Annotated in this window: 27 protein-coding genes; 13 read left to right on the top strand and 14 right to left on the bottom strand. The window is 45.2% G+C overall.

Going from position 1 to position 23954, the window contains the following annotated elements; all coding sequences use genetic code 11:
* Position 1: 1 nt before the first annotated feature.
* Positions 2-820 (top strand): bifunctional DNA-formamidopyrimidine glycosylase/DNA-(apurinic or apyrimidinic site) lyase, encoded by an 819-nt coding sequence (gene mutM / locus L4D05_RS17470; RefSeq protein ID WP_428794771.1) that lies wholly within the window; start codon positions 2-4, stop codon positions 818-820.
* A 101-nt stretch (positions 821-921) separates the two neighbouring features.
* On the opposite strand, the gene lpxM is transcribed toward mutM, so the two are convergent.
* The 4 genes from lpxM to coaBC all read right to left on the bottom strand — a co-directional run bounded on the left by lpxM (position 922) and on the right by coaBC (position 4869).
* Positions 922-1872, bottom strand: a complete 951-nt coding sequence (lpxM, locus tag L4D05_RS17465) for a lauroyl-Kdo(2)-lipid IV(A) myristoyltransferase (RefSeq protein WP_428794770.1) — start codon at positions 1870-1872, stop codon at positions 922-924.
* Positions 1873-1879: 7 nt separating this feature from the next.
* A complete protein-coding gene (gene lpxL, locus L4D05_RS17460) occupies positions 1880-2821 on the bottom strand; it encodes an LpxL/LpxP family Kdo(2)-lipid IV(A) lauroyl/palmitoleoyl acyltransferase (RefSeq protein ID WP_428794769.1) in 942 nt (313 codons plus the stop codon).
* A gap of 5 nt (positions 2822-2826) precedes the next feature.
* Positions 2827-3417, bottom strand: coding sequence for a nucleoid occlusion factor SlmA (gene slmA / locus L4D05_RS17455; protein ID WP_250618704.1), 591 nt, complete (start codon positions 3415-3417; stop codon positions 2827-2829).
* A 240-nt stretch (positions 3418-3657) separates the two neighbouring features.
* Positions 3658-4869 (bottom strand): bifunctional phosphopantothenoylcysteine decarboxylase/phosphopantothenate--cysteine ligase CoaBC, encoded by a 1212-nt coding sequence (gene coaBC, locus L4D05_RS17450; protein ID WP_428754116.1) that lies wholly within the window; start codon positions 4867-4869, stop codon positions 3658-3660.
* A 213-nt stretch (positions 4870-5082) separates the two neighbouring features.
* Here coaBC and radC point away from each other — a divergent pair, with 213 nt between their 5' ends.
* The 3 genes from radC (at position 5083) to rpmG (ending at position 6472) form a co-directional block, all read left to right on the top strand.
* Complete coding sequence (gene radC / locus L4D05_RS17445; protein ID WP_428754115.1) at positions 5083-5757, top strand: RadC family protein; 675 nt, start codon at positions 5083-5085, stop codon at positions 5755-5757.
* Between the two features lie 296 nt (positions 5758-6053).
* Positions 6054-6290 carry a 50S ribosomal protein L28 gene (gene rpmB / locus L4D05_RS17440; RefSeq protein WP_076589033.1) on the top strand — a complete coding sequence of 79 codons (237 nt, stop codon included), beginning with the start codon at positions 6054-6056 and terminating at the stop codon, positions 6288-6290.
* Between the two features lie 14 nt (positions 6291-6304).
* Positions 6305-6472 carry a 50S ribosomal protein L33 gene (gene rpmG / locus L4D05_RS17435; protein WP_002535344.1) on the top strand — a complete coding sequence of 56 codons (168 nt, stop codon included), beginning with the start codon at positions 6305-6307 and terminating at the stop codon, positions 6470-6472.
* Positions 6473-6586: 114 nt separating this feature from the next.
* Here rpmG and L4D05_RS17430 read toward each other — a convergent pair whose 3' ends face one another.
* From L4D05_RS17430 to L4D05_RS17415, 4 genes are all read right to left on the bottom strand, one after another.
* Positions 6587-7063 (bottom strand): tRNA (cytidine(34)-2'-O)-methyltransferase, encoded by a 477-nt coding sequence (locus tag L4D05_RS17430; protein WP_428754114.1) that lies wholly within the window; start codon positions 7061-7063, stop codon positions 6587-6589.
* 179 nt (positions 7064-7242) lie between these two features.
* Complete coding sequence (locus L4D05_RS17425; protein ID WP_428754113.1) at positions 7243-8367, bottom strand: M14 family metallopeptidase; 1125 nt, start codon at positions 8365-8367, stop codon at positions 7243-7245.
* Between the two features lie 89 nt (positions 8368-8456).
* Positions 8457-9845, bottom strand: coding sequence for an envelope stress sensor histidine kinase CpxA (cpxA, locus tag L4D05_RS17420; RefSeq protein WP_428794768.1), 1389 nt, complete (start codon positions 9843-9845; stop codon positions 8457-8459).
* A gap of 2 nt (positions 9846-9847) precedes the next feature.
* A complete protein-coding gene (locus tag L4D05_RS17415) occupies positions 9848-10531 on the bottom strand; it encodes a response regulator (protein ID WP_428794767.1) in 684 nt (227 codons plus the stop codon).
* Positions 10532-10715: 184 nt separating this feature from the next.
* On the opposite strand from L4D05_RS17415, the gene L4D05_RS17410 reads away from it, so the two are divergent.
* From L4D05_RS17410 to pfkA, 3 genes are all read left to right on the top strand, one after another.
* Positions 10716-11222, top strand: coding sequence for a CpxP family protein (locus tag L4D05_RS17410; protein WP_428794766.1), 507 nt, complete (start codon positions 10716-10718; stop codon positions 11220-11222).
* Positions 11223-11356: 134 nt separating this feature from the next.
* Positions 11357-12265 (top strand): CDF family cation-efflux transporter FieF, encoded by a 909-nt coding sequence (gene fieF / locus L4D05_RS17405; RefSeq protein ID WP_428754109.1) that lies wholly within the window; start codon positions 11357-11359, stop codon positions 12263-12265.
* Between the two features lie 307 nt (positions 12266-12572).
* Positions 12573-13535: a 6-phosphofructokinase gene (gene pfkA / locus L4D05_RS17400; RefSeq protein ID WP_428754107.1), complete on the top strand. Its 963-nt coding sequence runs from the start codon at positions 12573-12575 to the stop codon at positions 13533-13535.
* A 166-nt stretch (positions 13536-13701) separates the two neighbouring features.
* On the opposite strand, the gene tpiA is transcribed toward pfkA, so the two are convergent.
* The gene (gene tpiA, locus L4D05_RS17395) at positions 13702-14472 is read right to left on the bottom strand and encodes a triose-phosphate isomerase (protein ID WP_250618694.1); all 771 of its coding nucleotides are present in this window, start codon (positions 14470-14472) and stop codon (positions 13702-13704) included.
* A gap of 243 nt (positions 14473-14715) precedes the next feature.
* On the opposite strand from tpiA, the gene L4D05_RS17390 reads away from it, so the two are divergent.
* Both L4D05_RS17390 and L4D05_RS17385 read left to right on the top strand, forming a co-directional pair.
* A complete protein-coding gene (locus tag L4D05_RS17390) occupies positions 14716-15063 on the top strand; it encodes a 5-carboxymethyl-2-hydroxymuconate Delta-isomerase (protein WP_250618693.1) in 348 nt (115 codons plus the stop codon).
* Between the two features lie 14 nt (positions 15064-15077).
* Entirely contained in the window at positions 15078-15503 is a 426-nt protein-coding gene (locus L4D05_RS17385) for a DUF805 domain-containing protein (RefSeq protein ID WP_265674863.1), read from the top strand.
* Positions 15504-15550: 47 nt separating this feature from the next.
* On the opposite strand, the gene L4D05_RS17380 is transcribed toward L4D05_RS17385, so the two are convergent.
* The 3 genes from L4D05_RS17380 to glpX all read right to left on the bottom strand — a co-directional run bounded on the left by L4D05_RS17380 (position 15551) and on the right by glpX (position 17797).
* A complete protein-coding gene (locus tag L4D05_RS17380; protein WP_428794765.1) occupies positions 15551-15880 on the bottom strand; it encodes a DUF3135 domain-containing protein in 330 nt (109 codons plus the stop codon).
* A 143-nt stretch (positions 15881-16023) separates the two neighbouring features.
* Positions 16024-16641: a helix-turn-helix transcriptional regulator gene (locus L4D05_RS17375; RefSeq protein ID WP_428794764.1), complete on the bottom strand. Its 618-nt coding sequence runs from the start codon at positions 16639-16641 to the stop codon at positions 16024-16026.
* Positions 16642-16789: 148 nt separating this feature from the next.
* On the bottom strand, positions 16790-17797 hold the full coding sequence (gene glpX, locus L4D05_RS17370) for a class II fructose-bisphosphatase (RefSeq protein ID WP_428754103.1): 1008 nt from the start codon (positions 17795-17797) through the stop codon (positions 16790-16792).
* Between the two features lie 336 nt (positions 17798-18133).
* Here glpX and zapB point away from each other — a divergent pair, with 336 nt between their 5' ends.
* From zapB to L4D05_RS17355, 3 genes are all read left to right on the top strand, one after another.
* Positions 18134-18376 carry a cell division protein ZapB gene (gene zapB, locus L4D05_RS17365; protein ID WP_428754102.1) on the top strand — a complete coding sequence of 81 codons (243 nt, stop codon included), beginning with the start codon at positions 18134-18136 and terminating at the stop codon, positions 18374-18376.
* Positions 18377-18527: 151 nt separating this feature from the next.
* Positions 18528-19172 (top strand): TetR/AcrR family transcriptional regulator, encoded by a 645-nt coding sequence (locus tag L4D05_RS17360; RefSeq protein ID WP_428754101.1) that lies wholly within the window; start codon positions 18528-18530, stop codon positions 19170-19172.
* Positions 19173-19291: 119 nt separating this feature from the next.
* Entirely contained in the window at positions 19292-20269 is a 978-nt protein-coding gene (locus L4D05_RS17355) for a DHH family phosphoesterase (RefSeq protein ID WP_428794763.1), read from the top strand.
* A 50-nt stretch (positions 20270-20319) separates the two neighbouring features.
* On the opposite strand, the gene L4D05_RS17350 is transcribed toward L4D05_RS17355, so the two are convergent.
* Both L4D05_RS17350 and gpmM read right to left on the bottom strand, forming a co-directional pair.
* Positions 20320-21450, bottom strand: coding sequence for a murein hydrolase activator EnvC family protein (locus L4D05_RS17350; RefSeq protein WP_428754099.1), 1131 nt, complete (start codon positions 21448-21450; stop codon positions 20320-20322).
* Between the two features lie 125 nt (positions 21451-21575).
* Positions 21576-23108, bottom strand: a complete 1533-nt coding sequence (gene gpmM, locus L4D05_RS17345) for a 2,3-bisphosphoglycerate-independent phosphoglycerate mutase (RefSeq protein ID WP_428794762.1) — start codon at positions 23106-23108, stop codon at positions 21576-21578.
* 383 nt (positions 23109-23491) lie between these two features.
* On the opposite strand from gpmM, the gene L4D05_RS17340 reads away from it, so the two are divergent.
* Positions 23492-23926 (top strand): rhodanese-like domain-containing protein, encoded by a 435-nt coding sequence (locus L4D05_RS17340; protein WP_250618684.1) that lies wholly within the window; start codon positions 23492-23494, stop codon positions 23924-23926.
* The last annotated feature ends 28 nt before the right edge of the window (positions 23927-23954 follow it).

Here is a 23954-nt window from a genome sequence, read left to right as displayed (position 1 = left end):
TATGCCTGAGTTGCCAGAAGTAGAGGTATCCCGTCTTGGTATTAGCCCACATTTACTTAATCAAACCATTCAAGAAATAGTTGTTCGTAAGCGTCAGTTACGTTGGATGATCCCAGAAGAGATTCACCAGTTACACGGTGAAGCGATTTTAAATATTCGCCGACGTGCTAAATATCTGCTGGTTGATACCGCAAAAGGTAGCGCTATCATTCATCTGGGGATGTCGGGGAGCTTACGAGTTCTTGATAGCCCTCCACCGCCAGAAAAACATGACCATGTCGACTTAGTGTTAAGCAATGGTAAAGTCATGCGTTATAACGATCCTCGTCGTTTTGGTGCATGGTTATGGTGCGCGCCAGGCGAGTCTCATGAGCTTTTGGACAACTGTGGACCAGAACCACTAACCGATGATTTTTCTGCGCAGTGGATGATGGAGCGGGCTAAAAATAAGCGTGTTGCAGTGAAGACGTTTATCATGACCAATGCGAATGTAGTCGGTGTTGGTAATATTTATGCAAGTGAATCTTTGTTTAGTGCCGGTATCCATCCATTAACAGCAACTCACAGTTTAAACATGTCCGATTGGCAACGACTTGTTAAAGAGATAAAAGCGATACTCACCCAGGCCATTGCACAAGGGGGCACTACGCTAAAAGATTTCTCCCAAACAGATGGTAAGCCTGGATATTTTTCCCAAGAATTATTGGTGTATGGTCGAGCTGGTGAGCCCTGCAAGCTGTGTGGCGGGGAGATTAAAGAGCAAAAGATAGGCCAGAGAAACACCTTCTTTTGTGAGGTCTGCCAGCCAGAACGAAAATGAATGAACTAGGGTGTTAGGTGAGAGGGTTTGAAGGCACTATCACTTGATAGGACGAGACAAGTAAAAAGGGCTTACCGTGGATGACGATAAGCCCTTTTTTGTTATTGGTAGATCCTAGAACCGTCTCTTTGTGTTTCCAGTAGATACAAGTTCCACATATATTGTTCTGGTCTTTCTCTTAGTAGATCTTCAATGGCCTTGTTCATGGCGCGAGCATCTGATTCTTCATCACCCGTTGGGAAGTCCTCAATTGCCGGAAGGATGTGGACTTCATATTGGCTGGTTTTGTCGTTATAGGCAGGTAATACCGGTACCACTTTTGCTCGTGATAGCCGGGACATTTTACCAAATCCTTTTAGCGTTGCTTTCTCTGTTGCAAAGAAAGGAACAAAGACTGAGTTTTGAGGGCCATGGTCTTCATCAGGTAGCCAGTAGCCTATGTAGCCATCCTTGATAGAGCGCACGAATGGTTTAACACCCGCGCTACGAGCAAAGATTCTGCCGCCATATTGCATGCGCTGTACATGCATGAGCCAGTCGCCAATAGGGTTGTTTTGTGGCTTCATAATCGTGGTGACTTTATGCCCTTGAGCGGCCAACATGACAGCTGGGTAATCAACGGCCCACGCGTGTGGCGCCAGTATGATGACGTTTTCTCCGGCATCGAGCAGAGGCAGTAAGTTTTCTTCGCCGATCATCACTCCACGGCTTTGGTTGTGCTTGGTCGAGCGTACTAAAAATTCAGAGTAACCCAATAAGTACTGCGCCGCCTTGGCAAAGGTTTCATCAACAATGGCTTGAATTTCTTGCGGCGACTTTTCCGGAAAGCACTTCTCTAGGTTAATACGAGCACGGCGTATGACACGGCCGTTCTTTTTAACAATGAACGTTGATAGGTAGCGAGCAAAGCGGTCGCGAGGTTTAGCTGGAATAAACGCTAAAAACGCCGCGAGCAGAATGCCTAACCATGTTCCCCAATGTTTTGGGTGTAGGAAAGGCCATTGAAACCGCGGGTCATAGAGGTGCTTCTCAGTATTATTTTGGTTGCTCATAGCACTCCTATAGATAGCGAGAGTTAGTGAGTGAATGATCAGGAAGAGACTTAAAGCGCTTGTGCATCCATAACCATTGCTCTGGCGCTCGCAAGATGATCTCTTCGACATAGTGATTCATATAGGCTGCGGCAGCGACATCATCTTTTCGAGGGTACTGATCTTCGATAGATTGACCAGCAATAATTTCATACTTGCCATCGGAATTTCGGAAACCAGAGCCCGGAACAATCGCGCAGCGACTGGTGTGAGCCAATATACTGGTGCCTGTTGTTGTACAGGTCTCTTGCACCGCGAAAAAAGGCACAAAAACCGATTTATTGTGGCCATAATCCTGATCTGGAAGATAAAACAGACGGTGACCCTGACGCATAACCTTGATCATTTTTTTTAAATCGGTGCGGTAAATTAGTTGGTTACCATTGCGTGTGCGTCCACGATATTGAATGAATTCGTAGGCAGGGTTGCTGTGTGGACGATAAGCCCCATAGCCAGGTAGGCCTAAGACGGCAAAGGCGCGGGCGGTAATTTCTAGATTCAGGGCGTGTACACAGCACAAGAGCACCCCTTTATTATCAGCGTCATGCTGTTTGAGAGCGGTGATGTCCTTGACGACGAGTAAGCGCTGAAAACGCCAAGTTGGCCAAAACCAAGTGATACCAGTCTCAATTAACGCCATGCCAGAGTTTTTGAAATTCTCTTCAATAAAGTTATCCATCTCTTGCGGCGTTTTTTCCGGGAAAGCTAACTCGAGGTTACGACGAGCGATATCGGCGCGTTTGCCCCCAAATCGCATACCAAACTTGCCAATACCACGACCTAACCTAAACAGTAAGGAGTATGGTAGTACGTTGACGATGAGGGCGAGTAAGCCAAATCCAACCCAGACACCCCAATGTTTTGGGTGCAGTAAGGATAGAGTGAAATCGGGTTTCTTATCTATTTTCATAAGGGTTACTGTAGTTGCAATTTTAGGAGTGCCCAATATTCATCAAAGGTTGCTGTTGGTGAATACTTAAAATCAGAGCGAACGAATCGGTTCAGGCTGCCTTCAACTTGACCAAGTAATTGCGCGGCAAGGATCTTATCATCAACAGGAAAGCTTTTTCCTTCGCGAATTTTGCGCTCACGCAAGATTTGACGTAAAGATGTCTCAATTCTTTCGTAGAGCTGATTGATACGATCGCGTAATCGTTCATTCTCAAACATCAGGGCATGACCGGAAAGTATACGGCTGAGTCCTGGGTTACGCTCAGAAAAAACCAAAATGAGCTGTAAAACAAGTTGAATACGGGTAAGGGTATCTTTTTCTTCGTCTAGAATGCGATTAATACGAGACATGAGCGATTCTTCAATGAACTCAATTAATCCTTCAAACATACGAGCTTTGCTTGGAAAATGACGATAGAGTGCCGCTTCAGACACACCCACTTGCTTGGCAAGTTTAGCGGTTGTGATGCGAGAGGTGCCTTCGTTTGACTCTAGCATTTGAGCAAGAGCTTGCAGGATTTCCTCTTTTCTATTCGACTTTCTCGTAACGGACATAAATCCTATTCCTTTTGATTACAGCTTTGCCAATTGATCACAAAAAACCTTAAGTAGACTAAATAGTGTACCTAAGGTCATTTTATCCACGTAGGTTTAGATGCTAAATGATTGAGCTAGGTAACAATCTCTGTTCAATTCTCAAGCGTTATCTGATTGTAGAAATCACGCGTGCACCTGGCATAAACCTACGGGGTCAGGATGGGCTTCTATTAATGTGTCTTGCTAAATCGTGTTTTGCTAGCTCACAGCCAACATTTGATCGGCGATTGTCAGCATAATGCTATGGCTGAGTGCTAGCTTTGTTGCGCAGCCTAACGTTTGCTGGCCACCATTCCAGTACACGGTAATCGTATTTGTGTCGCTATTAAAGCCCTGTCCTTCCACAGAGACATCATTTGCACAAATCATATCCAGATTCTTACGTTTGAGCTTATCTAAAGCGTACGCTTCGACATCTTGAGTTTCTGCGGCAAACCCAACGGTGAATGGTCGAGAGACTGATAACGCGGCAACGGCGGCGATGATATCAGGGTTTTTCACCATAGTGATTTGCATATCATCATTATCGGCAGTCTTCTTGATTTTCTGAGTTGCAATATTAACGGGTCGGTAGTCAGCAACAGCAGCGCAACCTATAAAAACGTCGTGGCTGGTGGCTTGTGCCATCGCGGCTTGATGCATATCCTCAGCACTGACCACATTAATACGTTTAACGCCGTGTGGCGTTGTCATTGATACGGGGCCGGCAATAAGAGTGACGTCTGCACCGAGCTGCTGGGCGGCTGAGGCTAATGCGAATCCCATTTTTCCAGAGCTATGGTTGGAAATATAACGAACTGGGTCAATCGCTTCGCGGGTTGGGCCAGCAGTAATGACGACAGATTTACCGGCTAAAGGTTTAGGGCTAAAGAATTGCTCGCACTTCTCTACGAGTTGCATTGGCTCCAACATGCGACCAGGACCAACATCGCCACAGGCTTGTTCACCCGCGGCTGGGCCCCAAATCATCATATCGCGACGAGCAAGTGTCGCGATGTTTTCTTGGGTCGCGACATTAAGATACATCTGTTGATTCATAGCAGGAGAGACGGCAATCGGAGCGTCAGTCGCCAAGACTAAAGTCGTCAGTAAATCATTCCCCATGCCTGCAGACATTCTGGCGATCAGGTCGGCGGTCGCAGGTGCCAATAAAACCAAGTCAGCCCACTTTGCGAGTTCAATATGTCCCATTGATGCTTCGGCGGCTGGATCTAGCAAGCTATAAGAAACAGGGCGACCAGAGACAGCTTGCATGGTGAGCGGAGTAATAAATTCTTTGGCTGCATTTGTCATGACCACTTGAACTTGGGCGCCTCGTTCAATGAGTCGACGAGTCAGCTCGGCACATTTATAAGCAGCGATACCGCCACTGATCCCAAGTAGTATTTTTTTTCCCGCCAACGTTTGCATAACTAGCTCCTTAAATTTAGCTGCGGCTAAGATAGCAAATGCGTCCGAATCTCGCTACTTTCAAGCATTTCTCACGCGTCGCTCAGTATAAAGAAACATCATTATTACAGCGAAATAGCGCCTATCTCGCGTCTGGGTGTCACCGGACTATCTTTCTATCGATGATTAGGAAATAACCGACATCTTCATTTATAGAATAAATAGGTGTCAGTTATGGGGCTCAAATTGTTACCGCCAGAGTCACTTCCACGAGAAAAGCTGCTTAAGCAGGGCAGTTCAGCGTTAACCGATGCTGAACTGCTTGCTATCTTTTTACGAACCGGTATTAAGGGCACCAATGTGATTCAGTTATCTGACTCACTCATTAAGAGCTTTGGTTCATTGCGGGCACTTTTTTCATCCTCAGCTGAGGATTTTTGTCAGCATAAAGGGTTGGGCGTTGCAAAGTATGTTCAATTACAAGCGGTGCTGGAAATGAGCAAGCGATATTTGTCCGAACGGATAGAGCGTGGCGATGCGCTGCAAAGTGCCGAGCACACCAAGCAGTATTTGACGAGCATGCTTCGAGATCGTCAGCGAGAAGCCTTCTACGTGCTGTTTTTGGATAATCAACATCGCGTCATTGCTGATGAAGTGATGTTTGAGGGGACCATTAACGCAGCGTCAGTGTATCCGAGAGAGGTGGTTAAGCGTGCACTTGCCCATAATGCTGCTGCGGTGATACTTGCTCATAACCATCCTTCTGGCATTGCTGAGCCTAGCCAAGCCGATCGGCGAATAACCAGAAGGTTATCTGATGCATTGGGTTTAGTGGATATTAGAGTGTTAGACCATTTTGTGGTGGGAGAGGGGGAAGTGGTATCATTTGCGGAAAGAGGCTGGATTTGACCAGATTGGCGATGAAATTAACTTTTTATTGTAATATCTGTGAGACGGGTCTTTTGTTTTGATATTTTTCTGCTATTATTCGCGCACTAAAAGTATCATCTAACGCCAGCTCGCAGCAAAAAGATCAACAAATCCTAAAAAAGGATCTGTTCGGGTCTTGAGCAATGCATTGCAAGTTAGTATAATGCGCGACCTTTGATAGCCTTGTATGGGTATTCCATAATGGTAAGGCCTCTTGTATTTGAGGTTCGGCCACCAAGGTTGATATCGAGCTGAAACGATTTGGAGAGACATTCATGTCCCGAGTATGCCAAGTAACTGGTAAGCGTCCTGTAACGGGTAACAACCGTTCACACGCACGAAATGCTACTAAGCGTCGTTTTCTGCCGAACCTACAAACTCATCGTTTCTGGGTAGAAAGCGAAAAACGCTTTGTTAAACTACGTCTAACCGCTAAAGGTATGCGTATCATTGATAAGAAAGGCATCGATGCTGTTCTTGTTGACGTACGTGCCCGTGGCGAGAACGTTTAAGAGGAATTACGCAAATGGCTAAAGGCATTCGTGAGAAAATTCGTCTAGTATCTTCTGCAGGTACTGGTCACTTCTACACTACTGACAAAAACAAGCGTAACATGCCAGGTAAATTTGAGATCAAGAAATTTGATCCAGTTGTTCGCCAGCACGTTATGTACAAAGAAGCTAAAATCAAGTAATTGATTGGTTTCAATTTGTCATGTAATGAAAACCCAGCTTTTAGCTGGGTTTTTTATTGTCTGTAAGAAAGGCAACACCAGCGTGGTGCGTAGTCGTTACCTTTGTGTCAGCAATTAGCTTGCACCTTGAAAATCAAACTGACGCCATGCTTCGTAAGCGATAATAGCTACCGCATTGGATAAGTTTAGGCTTCGTGCATCAGGCATCATTGGGATGCGAATGCGCTGTTCCATAGGTAGGCTATCGATAAGATCTGCGGGCAACCCGCGAGTTTCTGGACCAAATAACAGCACGTCCCCTTTTTTAAAGTTAGCATCGGTATGATGTCCCGTCGTTTTTGTCGTACAGGCAAAGATGCGATGCCCCGGGTTATGCTCATCTAAGTAGGCAATGAACGCGGCATAGTCTTTGTGTCGCTTTACACGGGCTAAGTCATGGTAGTCCAGTCCAGCACGTCTCACTTTTTTCTCTTCAAGATCGAACCCTAGCGGCTCGATGAGATGCAAATTAGCACCACAATTGGCACTTAGGCGGATAATATTACCGGTATTAGGAGCGATTTCTGGCTCGTAGAGTGCGATATCAAACATCACGTGACTTCTCACTAATTTCTAAATTATGGCGAGAGTATACCTTATGTGGTTGGTAATGTGTTCAAGGGGAGTGTGGAGGAGTTCGCGGTATAAGCAAAGTGGCGAAGGGAATCCGAAAGCCCTATACCAATGGATGTGCATTTAGCATAGGGCGATATCCATTCTAATTCATGTCGTTAGATTTTGTCGCTCACAGCAAGGGTTGCAGCGAGCATATCGTGGCCAAAGATAACGCTGCGCTCGGGTGACCAACCATAAAGAGGGTCTGGATAGCTGTTGTTATCTTTAAATGGCATTTCAATTGTGTACGACAAGCAGTGAAATTGCTCTGCTACCCAATTAGAACCAACGGTCAGGTTGGCTTTGCCTGGTTCGTCTTTGTCGTAACCGATGTCATCTTGGAATTCAGGTGTTATCGTTAATAATGCTTGTTTGAACGTGGATTCTAGCTCGGCAAAAGCAGTATCGTAGCTAGGGATGCCTTCAGAGCCGGCAGCAAAATTATAAGGGATGGCTTCGTCGCCATGGATATCGAGGAACATATCCACGCCAGTTTCTAGCATACGCTCACGCACCAAGAAGACTTCTGGACTCTGCTCCATTGAAGGGGTTTGCCACTCACGGTTGAGGTTAACCCCTGCTGCGTTAGTCCTTAAGTGTCCACGAATACTGCCATCTGGGTTCATATTAGGGACGACATACAGAACGGCTTTTTCTAGTAACGCTCGGCTTACAGTATCACTGTCATCAAGTAAACGCTGGATCATACCTTCAATGAACCATTCCGCCATGCTTTCCCCAGGATGCTGACGCGCAATGACCCAGATTTTCTTTTTTCCTTCTTCCGGCTCACCAAAGGTAAGCAGGCTCATGTCATTATTGTCTAGCGTATGACCAAGTGTTTCTAATGAGCAGTGGTGCGCGCTTTGCGCCATGTGCAGCAGGTCTTGATGGCGGTCATAGGTGTAAGGCGCAAAGTAAGCAAAGTAAATAGAACCATGCTCAGGAATGACGTTAAATGAGAGCGTGTCGCCATCAAATTCGGCGGGAATACGAAACCATTCTTCACGATCGTAAGAGGCAACCACATCATAGCCTTTCCAACCTTCAGGATAGGCGGATTTAGCCAAATCAATAAGCTTAATGGTATGTGACTGCTCCGGCGTCGTTTCTAGGCGGAAGTGAAACCATTGATAGAATTCAGATTGATTATCGTTGTTGATACGTAGTTGAATATCATCTTTATTATCAGCGTTGACAACGGATATGTTGCCACTATCGAAATTACTAAAAATTTTCATTGGTTTTGATACCTTTTAGGCTAAGCAATAACTGCGAGGCTATCACAAAGATAGCAGAATCTATATCGCTTGATAGTGCTATTTAGGTCTTAGGCCAAAGGCAGCTCTACACGCATCTTAAGTCCACCTAACTCACTGCGAGAAGCCTCAATTTGGCCACTGTGCTGCAGTATGGCGCTTTGTGTTATTGCTAGCCCAAGCCCCGTCCCTCCTGAGTCGCGATCTCGCGCGGTTGAGACTCGATAGAAAGGTCGGAAAATATCGCTCAATTCATCTTCTGGAACGCCAGAACCATCATCTTCAACAGTGATAATCAAGCTTTCCGCTTGTTGCTGAATATCGACATTAATGACCGTATCACCATAACGAATCGCATTACGAATGATATTTTCGATGGCACTCATGAGTAGCTTGGGATTTCCGCATACGTTCGCCTCTGGAATAGCTGAAAAGGTGAGCGTTTTATTCATTTGTTCTGCCTCAAATTGCGCGTCATCTAATATGGCTTCCCACAAGCTACTCGCAGGTTGAGTCTCACGAACAATATGGCTATCGGTGTTCATTCTAGACAGTTCAAGCAGCTCGCAAATCATTTGTTCGAGGCGTTGTGCTTCGGTGTCTATTCTGGAGAGTTCGGAGCTTTCTCCCTGCTTACGAGTCGCCAAAGCGGTAGCCATGCGCAGGCGAGTTAGCGGTGAGCGTAATTCATGAGAAATATCGGACAGTAATCGCTGCTGACCTGAAATCATTTGATTCACTGCCGCCACCATTTGGTTAAAGCTTGCACCCGCTTGTTTGAATTCAGAGGTGCCTTTTTCTAAGCTTGGATCTGGCTTAAATTCTCCTTTTGCGACTCGTTTTGCAGCACGCTCTAAGCGTCTCGCAGGTTGCGTTAATGCCCACGCAAGCCAGAGTAATAATGGGGTGCTCACGACCATGACAACGAGCAGTAGCTGGAATGGTTTATCAAACATTCTCAGTAGAAAAGGGGGGGGCTGGTTCCACTTTAAGCCAATGAATAACTGTAAATCTTGCTCGGCAAGTGTGACCGGTACTGGACCCGCGAGCATGTATTTACCATAGAGTTTTTGCATCGGTTTCTGTGGTGATTCTACCGAGGTAATGAAATTCTTTAGTGCTTTTATTTTAAAGTCTTCATGGCGCTGAGTGCTTAAGATGTTCCCATCCATGTCAGCGATAAATAGTCTTGGTCCACTAGAGTTCCGGTGGTTGTTTTTCCGTGTCGGGGGTTTATCAAAACGATAAATGATTTTTCCCAGATTTTTTTGACCATCGAAGCGCTTTTCGACGCTATCGCGTAATTTGTATAGCCGTTCAAGATGTTCACCTTGAACTTCACGGGCGACGCGTGGATCGAGGTGAGGTAAAGAGAGGACGGCGATGAGTACCAGCAACATGGTAAACCAGAAAATAGCAAAAATTCGCCCATATAAACTAGTAAAATTAGGAAGCTTCATCGTTACTCCTTAACAAACAGGTAGCCTCGGCCACGTAGCGTCTTGATTCGAGGTTTACCGTCTTGTTTTTCTGGTAATTTCTTTCTTAAGTTAGACACGTGCATGTCGACTGCGCGATCAAAGGCGGATAGCCGCTTTCCTAATACATCCAGGCTGAGAGCTTCTTTCGTCAGGGTTTCACCCGGCTTTAGAACGAAGTAATGCAGTAATGCAAATTCGGTACTGGTAAGTTCTATAGCTTGACCTTGGCATATGGCCTCCTGTTTGCCAGGGAAGACCTCAATGTCATCGAAGCGAACACAATCACGATTTGGCTCTGCTTGGGTTGATTGTGTGCGGCGTAAAATAGCTTTAATGCGTGCTAGAAGCTCTCGATCGCTAAAAGGTTTAGGCAGGTAATCATCGGCACCAAGTTCAAGGCCAATCACACGATCAATCTCTTCGCCTTTAGCGGTTAGCATTAACACTGGCGTTTGCCATTTTTCTCGAAGCTTTTTCAATGTGTCCATACCATTAAGACGTGGCATCATGACATCCATCAGCACGATATCGATATCGTGGTTCATCGCCTCCAATCCGGCTAAGCCGTCATTGGCTTCGCTGACCTGAAACCCTTCAAAGCTCAATATGTCTTTTAATAAGCTTGTGAGTTCGGTGTCGTCATCAATAATTAGAATATTCATCATGGGGCCATCTCTTAAATACGGACTACGTGGTAATAATAATGCGTTAATTATTGTAAATATCTATCTTTACGATTCTTTACGCTCTGCGTGCGTTGCTTTACGTAGCAAGTTCTATTCTATACTCAAGCGCTGCAAAGCAAATGGATGCAAACGCAGCTACCCTCACAAAACAAAGGTATTGATTATGAAACTGACTAAAAAATTGGTTCTTGCTGCAGCTATTCTTCCATTAACGTTCGCGACGGCGAGTGCATTGGCCTACGGTGGTAAAGGTGGTAGTCACCACGGTAAGGGGGGTGATGGTCAATGTGGTGGTTTCGACCGTAACATGTTTAGCCAACTTGATTTGACGGATGCGCAGAAAGAACAGATGAAAGAGATGCGCAAATCGATGAAGTCAGAGATGAAAGCTAAGCACAGTGGCAACATTGGTGTTAAAGCAACAGAGATGCAAGCTCGCCATCAAAAAATGCAAGATGTCGTCCTTGCTGATACATTTGATGCCACAGCAGCCAACGAACTCGCTTCTGAAATGGTAGCTCAACAAACTGAGCGTCGCGTTAAAATGATGGAAAAACAACATGAGATGCTCAGCATCTTGACGCCAGAGCAAAAAAACAAGCTTAAAGAAGTACAGCAAGAGCGCATGCAAAAGTGCGTAAGCAAAATGGAATCAAGAGCGGCAAAGTAACGCTGTTTCTACTAATAGACTTCACTTAGCTTCGCTGTGGATATATTTTAAAAGTGGCCAATTGGCCACTTTTTCTATTTTTGTCACTAATAATAAGTATACTTGCGTCATGTTGAGCTAAAACGTCACGGAAGATGAAAAACAGTTACGCAAAACTCGTCACAATGGCAGCTTGGGCTGCAACCATCATTGCCACCCTTCTATTGATTACCAAAATTATCGTGTGGTGGACTACGGGCTCGGTGAGTTTGTTAGCCTCTGTGATCGATTCCTTACTTGATATTGCTGCCTCAGCGGTCAATTTAGTCGTCGTGCGGTATGCACTTCAACCCGCAGATAAAGAACATACTTTTGGCCATGGTAAGGCGGAGTCTCTTGCTGCGTTGGCGCAAGCGATGTTTATTTCCGGTTCTGCTTGCTTCCTTATCCTTAACGGGATTGACCATTTTTTCAGGCCAACCGAACTTCGTTCGCCAGAATTAGGTATTTATGTCAGCCTCTTTGCTTTAGTGGTGACATCTGGGTTGGTTGCTTTTCAGCGCTACGTAGTTAGAAAAACGGGCAGTCAGGCCATTGCTGCTGATTCGTTACATTATCAAACTGATATTTACATGAATGCCGCTATCATGTTGGCACTTGCTTTGAGTTGGTATGGAATTGGTCAAGCTGACTCCGTCTTCGCGATCGGAATTGGTGTGTTTATTTTGATTAGTGCCTTTAAAATGGCGTACACCGCCGTTCAATCTCTATTAGACAGGCAGCTTCCTGAGGAAGAATTACAGCAAATTCGACAAGTGTGTACTGAAGTGGAAGGGGTATTAGGTGTTCATCAGCTAAGAACACGCATGTCTGGCCCTGTTCGTTTTATTCAGTTACATCTTGAGTTAGATGATTTAATGCCATTAATTGAGGCGCATCGAATTGCCGATGAAGTTGAAGAAAAATTGATGGTAGCGTTTCCTGAATCGGATGTACTTATTCATCAAGACCCTTACTCTGTGGTGATCAAAGACGAAAAACAGCAGTTAGAAGCGGATTGGTAGGATGGGGAAAAAGGGTGATAGATTGCAGTTGTGGCATAACGAAAATTGATTGTCTATTGTTGGGGCTCGTGATAAAAAAGTGCGATTCTGATGTGAATCAACACAATTTAGCCTATAAACTGTAATACTCTTACATAAGTAATAAAGTTACGTCGTCAATGTTTTGGGGAACAAGACAATTTTACGAAGCTGATGCGATGAAAAAGCAGCAGAAGCGATGTAAACGTAGCGAAAACAATAAGAATTCCGTATGTCGCGAAGTGCGCCATACTTAAATTGAAATTAGATTGCTAAATCGAGGGTGAGCATGATTAAGAAAATCGGTGTTTTGACAAGTGGTGGTGACGCACCTGGTATGAATGCTGCGGTACGCGGTGTGGTTCGTACGGCTTTGTCAGAAGGCGTAGAAGTATACGGTGTTTACGACGGTTATTTAGGTCTCTATGAAGATCGCATTAAGAAACTAGATCGTTCTAGTGTTTCTGATGTTATTAACCGTGGTGGTACATTTCTAGGCTCTGCACGTTTCCCAGAATTTAAAGAAGTCGAAGTTCGCGAGAAAGCGATTGAAAACTTGAAGAAGCACGGTATTGAAGCGCTAGTGGTTGTGGGTGGTGACGGCTCTTACATGGGCGCGAAAAAACTGACTGAAATGGGCTACCCATGTATCGGTTTACCGGGCACGATTGATAATGATATCGCTGGCACAGATTACACTATCGGTTACCTGACAGCACTTAACACGGTTATTGATGCGATTGACCGTCTACGTGATACATCGTCTTCTCACCAACGTATCTCTATTGTAGAAATCATGGGTCGTCACTGTGGTGATCTGACACTGATGTCTGCTATTGCAGGCGGCTGTGAGTACATCATTACACCAGAAACTGGCCTTAATAAAGAGCAACTGATTAGCAATATTCAAGATGGTATTGCCAAAGGTAAGAAGCACGCCATTATTGCGTTAACAGAGCTTATGATGGACGCCAATGATCTTGCTAAAGAAATCGAAGATGCAACAGGTCGTGAGACTCGTGCAACGGTTCTTGGCCATATTCAGCGTGGTGGTCGTCCTACAGCGTTTGACCGAGTACTGGCATCTCGCATGGGTAACTACGCGGTACACCTATTGATGGAAGGTCATGGTGGACGTTGTGTTGGTATTCAGAAAGAGATTCTTGTTCATCACGATATTATTGATGCGATCGAGAACATGAAGCGCCCTGTACGCGATGATTTGTACAAAGTTGCTGAAGAGTTGTTCTAATAGTTATATCAACCAATGAGTCATGTTCACTTCTACTTTTGGAGTGAACATACCGTTGGAGAGCATTGTTCAGACATAAAAAAAACCGCTGATAAGTCAGCGGTTTTTTTTATGTCTGATTCAATAGGTGGCGTCGTTGCTGACGCTCACCTATTGAGCAATAAGCTTATGCTTTTGCTTTTGCCGCTGCTTTTGCGATAGCTGCAAAGCTTTTCGCGTCTAGTGCAGCGCCGCCAACTAGAGCACCATCGATGTCTGGTTGTGCGAAGTAAGCTTCAGCATTTTCAGGCTTAACAGAACCGCCGTATTGGATAACAACGTTCTTCGCCACTTCTTCGCTCTTTGCTGCGATGTGTGCACGGATAGAAGCGTGGATGCGTTGAGCATCATCAGCTGTTGCTGCTTTACCAGTACCGATAGCCCAGATTGGTTCGTATGCGATGATTGCACCGTTAAGTGCTTCAACACCTGAGTTGTTGATTACTGCGTCGATTTGACGAGCACATACCGCTTCCGTTTCGCCCGCTTCGTTTTGAGCTTCAGACTCACCGATACAGAAAACAGGTGTTAGGCCATTTTCTTTTAGGAATGCAAATTTCTGAGCGATGAACTCGTCAGATTCGTTGTGGTATTGACGACGCTCAGAGTGACCAATGATGATGTGAGTTGCGCCAAAATCTTTCAGCATTTCTGGAGACATATCACCAGTGAAAGCACCACTGTTGTTCACGTCAGTGTTTTGAGCACCAAGGATGATTGCGCTACCCGCGTCAGTTAGCGTACGCTCTGCAAGGTCAACGTAAAGTGCTGGTGGAGCAACGGCTACATCAACGCCAGTTACGCCTTCAAGTTCCGCATTAAGTGCAGTAAGCAGATCCGTGACCATTGCTTTGCTGCCATTGAGTTTCCAGTTACCCATAACTACAGGTTGACGCATAAGATTTTCTCCAAAATCAATGTTTTTAAAAGTACGAATGTAAAAAACAAACGTGAATACGAAAGAATATAACAGATTAATTCATGTAGATCATGATTGGAGTCATGACTTTCTCGCTTTCATGAATCGTTGTGAGTATGCCCATCATCGTGACTTGGTAAACAGAATAGTAGATTAGTTCTCGGAATTTTCCTTTTAGCTTGCTATACCTTGTCGCTTAGCTCTCAATTCAAAGGAAAGATGATGCCAAATCTGGTAATGGAATATTCAAATACGGCTGATCAACGCTTGAATATACAAGGCTTACTGGAGGACTTGCATCAAGTTACGCTACACTGTGGCTTGTTTGAAATGGACTCAGTTAAGTCTCGCTCTCTACGGTGCCACAATTGGCTCATTGGCGAGCATGGTGACAGCGAAGATTTTGTGCATATTAGTTTCGAGCTTTTATCGGGTCGAACGGAAGAGCAAAAGCGAGAACTGTCGAGGAAGTTAATGGATGTCCTCAAGCAGCAAGCCGGGCATTTGAAAAGCTTGACGGTGAACATACGGGACATGGATAAGTCGTGTTTCCAAAAAATCAGTCAGTAAAGTGAGAATAGGTAATGTCGTTTAAATCACTGCTATTTTCGTCACAAGGGCGAGTTGGCCGTAAAACGTTTTGGGTATGGAACGTTTGTTATTATTTGAGTATTGTGGGTTTTGCACAGGGCATGAACGTGTTAGCGCCTGGGGCTATCCATATTTTGTTGCCTGCGTTCTTATTGGTTATTTTGATCCCGGATTTGCTAATTACCGCAAAGCGATGGCATGACCGTAATAAATCGAGTTGGTGGTTGCTACTGAATATTCCTTTGGTGATAGGGCGTTTAAGTCTACCTACTCTGGACCCGGCTACCGCAGCGCAACCTTCATTACTGCAGAACATGATTTCTTTAGCAGCGATTGGCTGTGGACTGTGGATCTTAGTCGAGTGTGGTTTTTTAAAAGGCACGTCTGGCGATAATCAATTTGGTAAAGACCCAGTCTAAATACTGCATTTGTTTAAATACTAAAAAGGAAGCGAGTGCTTCCTTTTTTATCGCCAATCTTCTTTTTTGTTGAACGGTAAAATGGTCGCTTTTGGTTGACCGTCGCCCAGTTCGCCATTGAGTGCTTGTGAGAACTTCATAAATTGTCGATGCAGCTCTTGTCGCAATAATACGTTGGCATGAATAGGGTTGTTGGCACGTTTAAGCACTCGTTCAATGTGTGATTGTTGTGCTTGCAGGCGAGGTTGCATTTCTGTTGAGCAAGACTCTATCAGCTGCTGACACAGGTTTTGACGTAAGCGACTAAGTTGCTCGGGATTGTGCTTTGCCATTGCCGCAAGCTCATCGAAAGAAGGCAGCATAAGTGGATCAGCCATGATTCGTCCTCATCTAACATTGCTCCATGCATGTACAATGAGGTTAGGAGTTATTGATCAAAGTCACAGTTTAATTGTGTGCTGTCTCAATAATAAGACACTGAGAGCTGAGAGCTGAGAGCTGAGAGCTGAGAGCTGAGAGGTTATTGCTGAGTGAAACGATAGACGCAGCGTCGTGCACCAGAGACGATATGTTCATCTCGTTCGACACGGGTGTTTTCGCCAACAAGAGACTGAAAGACATTGAGTTCAGATTGGCATAGGGCTTTGCATCGGCTCGCTGCTTTACAAATAGGGCAGTGGTTTTCAATCAGAATAAAGCTTGAATGATCTTTTTGATATTCTGCCATATAGCCATCCTTCTCACGTAATTCGGTGAGTTTGATGATTTTACTTTCGAGGTCGCTGAGCCCTGTCAATTGCTCGGCATAGTTAGCGAGAGTGTTTAATTCGCGCTCTTTTGCCACTTTTTCTAGCCCTTCTGAACCAAACACCGTTTCAATAGCATCAATAAATTGAACCGTGAGGTCGGCATGTCGATCGGAGAAGTTCGCGTGACCTTTGTCAGTTAAAGACCAATGGCGGTTAGGGCGACCCACTTTGACCTTCACATCTTCGATGTGTAGTAAGCCGTCATTTTCAAGAGACTGAAGGTGTTGTCTAGCCCCCATGGTGGTGATATTTAGCCTGAGTGCAACGTGCTTTGCCGTGACCGCACCTTCGCGCTTGATGATATCGATGATGTGATCAGTAGCTTTCATGTCGTGGTCCGGTTGCTCGATAGTGTAGTGATAATCAATAACTGATGCTATTATGGCCGATACGCTTTATAAAGCAAATTATTTACTATCAACTAGATAGCAATAAAAAACGCTGCCGTTGCAGCGCTTTTTCGTTAATACGTCGACACTACAGAATAATGCCTCGGATCTCAGGATCTTTTCGCTCTAGGTAGTGAATCGATTTAATGCGACGAATGGTACGACAGCGACCACGAATCAGTAGCGTTTCAGTGGTAGCAATATTGCCTTGGCGTGTAATTCCCTCTAACAGATCACCTTTGGTAATTCCTGTCGCAGAGAAAACCACATTATCACTACGAGCCATATCTTCCATTCTTAGTAAGACATTCGCTTCAACACCCATTTCTTTACAACGCTCCAACTCAAGCTCACCTGCTTTACGGTTTTCTTCGTTGTCGCCTTTTACTTCGTGGCGAGGTAGTAAGCGAGCGTGCATGTCGCCATCCAGTGCGCGAATAACCGCAGCCGATACTACACCTTCAGGTGCGCCGCCAATGCAGTACATTACATCGACTTCACTGTCTGGCATACAGGTTAGGATTGAAGCGGCCACATCACCATCTGGCACCGCAAAAACACGAACTCCCATGGCTTGCATTTCAGCAATAACGCTATCGTGTCTTGGTTTAGCGAGTGTGGTCACGACCAGCGTATCTAACGGCTTACCTAGTGCTGCAGCAATATTCGTTAAATTATCGGTTAGTGATAGGTTTAGATCGATAGCCCCTTTAGCGCCAGGGCCGACAACCAGTTTCTCCATGTACATGTCAGGTGCTTTTAAAAAGCTGCCTTTTTCTCCAGCTGCAAGCACAGCCAAGGCATTTGACTGTCCCATTGCTGTCATGCGCGTACCTTCAATTGGATCTACCGCGATGTCAACGGCATCGCCACCAATGCCAACCTGCTCACCAATGTACAGCATTGGTGCATCATCAATCTCACCTTCACCGATAACGATTTCACCACTGATGTCGGTTTTGTTCAGTAGGGTACGCATTACTTCAACGGCAGCACCGTCAGCGGCGTTTTTATCGCCACGTCCTAACCATTTATAACCAGCCAGAGCGGCACCTTCGGTAACTCGTGAAAAAGCCATCGCTAAATCGCGCTTCATATTGACTCCAATAGATGAAAGTTGACAAAAGAATTTACGGCGCGAATTTTAACATACCAAGAAGGAAACGTTTGCTTTTTTGTTTGATACTGCGCAAAGCTGAGTGTGGTTAGTGGATTATTTATCGAAATAGACGTAGGAGACATTGAACGATAAGGGTTAGTTACGATCAGTCGGTATGGTTTAATTACCTCTTTTGTTAGTTTGCGTTGTTTTTTTGACCGAATAGTGAAAAATCTGCAATATAGGGCGTGTCTATCTTCTCGAGGCTGAGTAGAATGGGGCAACGTAGAATGAAGCTATTTCATTACATAGAATTTAACAAGGTAGGCCGAGATGTCTTTTGAAGTACTGGAACAACTAGAAGCAAAAATTCAAACTGCAGTTGACACTATCGCTCTTCTTCAAATGGAAGTTGAAGAGTTGAAGGAAGAGAAAGTTCAACTGGCTAGTCAAGCAGACGAGCTGCGTAGCAGTCGCGAAGAACTTGAACAAAAGGCTGAAGTTATGCAGCGTGAGCACACCCAATGGCAAGAACGCATTCGTAACCTACTTGGTAAAATGGACGAAGTAGAATAAATCGTCAGTCTCTTAGATTTGTGAAAAGCACTCCTTGTGAGTGCTTTTTTTCTATTTAGTTGGTCGAACCAGTCAGACTATTGCGATCTCACGCTTTCGCTCACAAGTTGAACACGTATACTAGCGCAAAACAGGCAAAGGATAATTGAGAATGAAAACGCGTGATAAAATAGTGCATGCCGCCCTTGAGTTATTCAACTCAGACGGTGAACGTAACGTGACGACCAACCATATCGCTGCTTATATCGAGATCAGTCCCGGTAACCTGTATTATCATTTCAGCAACAAGCAAGAAATTGTTCGCGATATTTTCACGCTTTATTCTCAGGAGTTGATCGAGCGGTTTACGCCTGTTCAAGGGCAGCAAGAAAGCTTAGCGTTGCTGAAGCATTACCTCAATTCGATTTTTACCCTGATGTGGAAGTACCGTTTTTTCTACGCTAACTTGCCAGAGATCTTACAGCGAGACGAAAAGCTGCATGAAGAATACATCGTCGTGCAAGAGAGATTACAAGGAAACTTAGTCAATATACTGCGTGCCTTTGTTGAGCTTGAATTACTTTGCTTAAACGAGAAAGAGCTAAAGTCCATGGTGACGACATTACATATGATGGCCGTGGGTTGGTTGAGCTATCAATCTGCTATGTCTCCCAAGACTAAAATCACGGAAGAGGTGATTCAACAAGGGATGCTGCACATGATTAATGTGGTTAAGCCAGTAGCGACATCAAAAGGCCAAGAGCAGCTCGCGCTGCTTGAAGATGGCGTAAAAATGATGGGTGGCGCGAGCGCTTAGTTAGCAGCGACACACTGTTCGCTCATGTCATATAGCCAATTCGTATTTCAATAAACCCTGCTGCCAAAGTAGGGTTTATTGTTATTCAGTCGCAACTATTTCCGATGAAAGGACGCAAGATGCACTACGATGTTTTTAATGGCGACGCGGATGGAATATTGTCGCTATTGCAACTGAGGTTGTCAGATCCCAAACCGGCTAAACTCATCTCCGGTATTAAGCGTGATATTGCGTTGCTTGAGCGCGTACCTCTTCAAGAGGTTAGCTCGGTAACGGTACTTGATATCTCGATGGATAAGAACAGAGCGGCACTCAATGCTCTGTTAGCTCATCAGGTCCCCGTCACCTATATCGATCATCACAAGGCAACACAGCCACCAGAGTCGGCGTATTTGACCCGCCATATCGATCTCGATGCGAACACTTGTACGGCCTTAATCGTCAATGACCAACTTGCAGGGCAACATCGATTATGGGCAATCACTGCGGCGTATGGAGACAATATGATTGCCAGCGCGGAGTCACTGGCGGATAAAGCAAATCTCAGTGATGTTGATAGGCATTTTTTGCGTCAACTAGGCACCTTGGTTAACTACAATGGCTACGGAGAAAAGCTGGAGGATTTGCATGTTTCTCCGGTCGATTTATACCAACAGCTATTACGCTATCGAACGCCCTTTGCATGCAGAGAAGATGCCCATTCCCCGTATTACGTATTATTAGCAGCATTTGAAAAAGATCAGTCGGCACTGAGTCAAGCGACGACGCTTTTTGATTCTGACACGCTCCAAGTGGTGTCGCTACCTGCGACGGCGGCGGCAAGACGTATGTCAGGGACGTATATCAATGAACTCGCCAACCGACACCCTTCGCGTGCGCATATTACGTTAGTAGAACGAGAGCAAAGAGGGAGTGATGGACAGGTCTGTTATACCGTGTCGGTACGTGCGCCATTGAACAATAAGCAAGGCGCCGCTGCAATCTGTAGTCAATTTGATACAGGGGGAGGGAGAGAAGCCGCGGGTGGGATTAATCAGTTACCGCGAGCTTGCATCCAGCGACTTATTGATACGGCATTGGCTTATTACCAGCAATAAACTATCAGTAACAAGCTACCAGTAAGGCTTACCTGTAAGGCTGTGCTTGATTAGCGTTTTAGCCAGCTTTTCGGGTTTTGAACTTTACTGTTGCGACGAATCTCAAAATAGAGCGAGGCTCTTGATTGCCCACCCGTGTCACCAGCCAGTGCGATGGTTTCTCCAGCGGCGACTTTGTCCCCTTCTTTTTTGAGTAGCGTTTGGTTGTAGCCATAGAGTGTCATGTCACCTTTGCCGTGATCGAGCAACACTACCAGCCCATATCCCCGTAAGTAATCAGCAAATACGACCGTGCCCGAGTAGACAGACTTGATGGGCGTGCCGTATTTGGCGGAAATAACCATGCCTTTCCAGCTTGCTTGGCCTGTTTGCTTGGTACCAAAGTTATGTAAAACGCTGCCTTTGATTGGCCATGGCAGTTTGCCTTTTTGTCTGGCGAGTCCATCCATGGGGACTTGATTACGTTTGGCGGCTTTGACAATCTCGGCTTTTAGGCGGGTTTCATTACGCTGCAATTCAGTTAAGTAGGTTTTATCACTGGAGATGCTTTTCTTGATCTTGCCGAGTGTGCTTTTCCGGCTACGTTGATTTTTTGCCAATGTATCGCGTTTGTCTTTTTGTTGTTGAAGCAGCTGCGCGATTTGGTTGCGCTCTAATTCAAGGGCTCTTTCACTTTCAACAAGTTGTTGTTCCGTGGTGGACAGTTGTTCTAATGTGTCGGCCCGAGCGGCAGCAAGGTGCTGATAGTATTGACTGATGCGATCATCGTTGGAGTTGTTATTAAACATACTAGAGGTATTACGGTTCTGCTTGGTGATGTAATACGTCTGTACGAGCTCAGCTAATATTTTTTGCTGAATCTTTTTTTGTTCAGTGAGGGCAATAACACGCTGATGTAGGTTATCAATATTTTGATTAGCCGTGGCCAGTTGGGAGGTGGTGGATTGAATATTCTTTTCAATGTTCGAGATGCCAATCTCTTGCTCACGTAACGACTTTTGCAGCTTATCTAGCTCTTTTTGTTGCTGGCTTAATCCCTGCTGTTGACGCTTTATCTCACTTTTTACACCAGAAAGCTCATTTTGGCTCGCGGCGCTGTTTAGTGGTGCAATGGCCGTAGCAACACCAATAATGAGGGTCGTGAGAGCAACAAGGAAGTGCGTCTTGTGATTAGAGTGCATGTCGTATCCGCTGAGAGAAGAGGGCAAGTCCGTCTTAGGTCACTACTTTATTGAAAAGCGATAATAGGTGCAAGCATACAAAAACGCCGACGCATAAGCATCGGCGTTTTATCAGACTTGTGTCATTACTTTACAAGAATGTCGCCTGACATTTCAGCAGGAATGCTCATGCCTGTCATTGATAGCATGGTTGGTGCTAGGTCTGACAGTTTACCGCCTTCTTTGAACTCGATGTCCTTGTTACCAATATAGATAAGAGGAACAGGAAGATTGGTGTGAGCCGTATGAGTGCCACCGGTGACTGGGTCAACCATCATTTCCGCATTACCATGGTCAGCCGTGATCAGCATTTGACCATCCACTTCTTTGATGGCTTCAACGATTTTCGCAACGCTTGCATCCAAAGCTTCAATCGCTTGTTCTGCGGCTTCGTAAACGCCAGTGTGACCAACCATATCTGCGTTTGGATAGTTACAGATGATAGTGTCGTATTTGCCTGACTTAATAGCCGCAACCATTTTCTCTGTCAGCTCTTCAGAGCTCATTTCTGGCTGTAGGTCATACGTCGCCACTTTTGGAGAAGCAACAAGCTGACGCTCTTCGCCGTCAAATTCGTTCTCAACACCACCATTGAAGAAGAAAGTCACGTGTGCGTACTTCTCTGTTTCAGAGATACGTAGTTGAGTCTTACCTTCTTTAGATAGCCACTCACCGTAGGTGTTTTCTAGAGATGCTGGTGGGAATGCGCAAAGCAGAGGGATATCTGCTGCGTATTGCGTTAGCATAACAAAGTCGACTGCTGGGAATACTTTACGCTCAAAGCCTTCAAATGCAGGAACGAATGCACGAGTGATTTCACGAGCACGGTCAGCACGGTAGTTCATAAAGATAACTGCATCGCCATCAACGATAGCAGCAGACTCTTGACCTTCAGCACGTAGCTCAGTTGGCGCAACAAACTCATCGTTTTCTTCACGAGCGTAAGCCGCTTCTAGACCAGCAACAGCCGAGTCAAACGTGTAGGCACCTTCTGCTTGAGTAAGCAGGTCGTAGGCTTTTTCAACGCGATCCCAGTTGTTGTCTCGATCCATTGCGTAGTAACGACCAACAAGAGAAGCCACACGGCCTTTACCAAGCTCAGTAAAGAGCGCTTCAAAGCGTTTTAGTGAACCTTCAGCACTGCGTGGTGGCGTATCACGACCATCTAGGAAGCAGTGTAGGTAGATTTTTTCAGCGCCACGCTCAGCAGCCATTTTAACGGCAGCGTAAATGTGGTCCTCGTGAGAGTGAACACCACCTGGAGACATTAGCCCCATAAGGTGAACCGCTTTACCTGCGGCGATGGCTTTATCCATTGCAGCAGCGAGTACTTCGTTTTGACCAAATTCACCGTCAGCGATAGATTTAGTAATACGAGTCAAGTCTTGGTAGACCACTCGGCCGGCACCAATATTAGTGTGACCCACTTCAGAGTTACCCATTTGACCATCTGGAAGACCGACGTCCATACCAGAAGCTGAAATAAGTGTGCGTGGATTGTTTGCCCACAAGCCGTCCATTACTGGAGTTTTTGCGTTGTTGATTGCGTTGCTTGCGTTATCTTCACGGTATCCCCAACCGTCAAGAATGACTAGAGCCATAGGCTTCTTAGCTGACATAGTTATAACCTCGTCGAATCTAAAATAACTTTACTGAAAACAAATTAGCGTAATTTTACTACACTTTTTAACCAAAACAGTAGTGGCAGATCAAATATTGTTTGTGATTACCGTAGCTTGTTTTCAGTTTTTTGAAAGTTAATTGCACACATTAATTGTTGTAATGAGGTAATCATAGACACAATGCGTCGCTGATTCCTTAAATGCTTAGCCATTAATAGCGCAGATGTAGGAGACAGACCAATTGTTTTGCGCTATTGCTGCAATAGCGAAAGAGGGATCTCAATTATTTATTCGAAACAAGTTCCCCCCTCGCCAGAGGGCGGCGAAGCCGTTATACTCCTCGTCTGAATTTCATCTTCAACTAATTAAGAGCGCAAGCTATGCAAGAGTACTTAGATTTTTTACAACAAAATATGATCATGGCCGTGGTTTGGGCCGCACTTTTTGTTGCTCTGATTGCCAACTTCGTGAAGTCTGCCAATGCAGCGTACAAAGAGATTTCAGCCGCGCAGGTGACTCAAATGATGAACCATGACAGTGCACTTGTTGTGGATATTCGTTCAAAAGACGATTTCAAACGTGGTCACATTACTGACGCTGTTAACGTACTTCCTTCTGATATCAAAGCTGAATCTACGCCTAGCCTTGAAAACAAAAAATCAGACCCAATCATTGTGGTATGTAAGACGGGTCAGACTGCACAAGAGAGTGCAAACTTGCTTGCTAAATCAGGTTTTGAACAGGTTTACGTGCTTAAAGGCGGCCTGTCAGCTTGGAGTGAAGCAAACCTGCCGCTGATTAAAGGTAAGAAGTAACCCTAGTAATTGAGTGTTTTCGCGGCAT

It is taken from the genome of Vibrio nomapromontoriensis (assembly GCF_050337205.1).
GTDB classification, from domain to species: domain Bacteria; phylum Pseudomonadota; class Gammaproteobacteria; order Enterobacterales; family Vibrionaceae; genus Vibrio; species Vibrio nomapromontoriensis.
The sequence above is the reverse complement of the archived record's forward strand: the minus strand, read 5'-3'. Positions and strand labels throughout refer to the sequence as shown.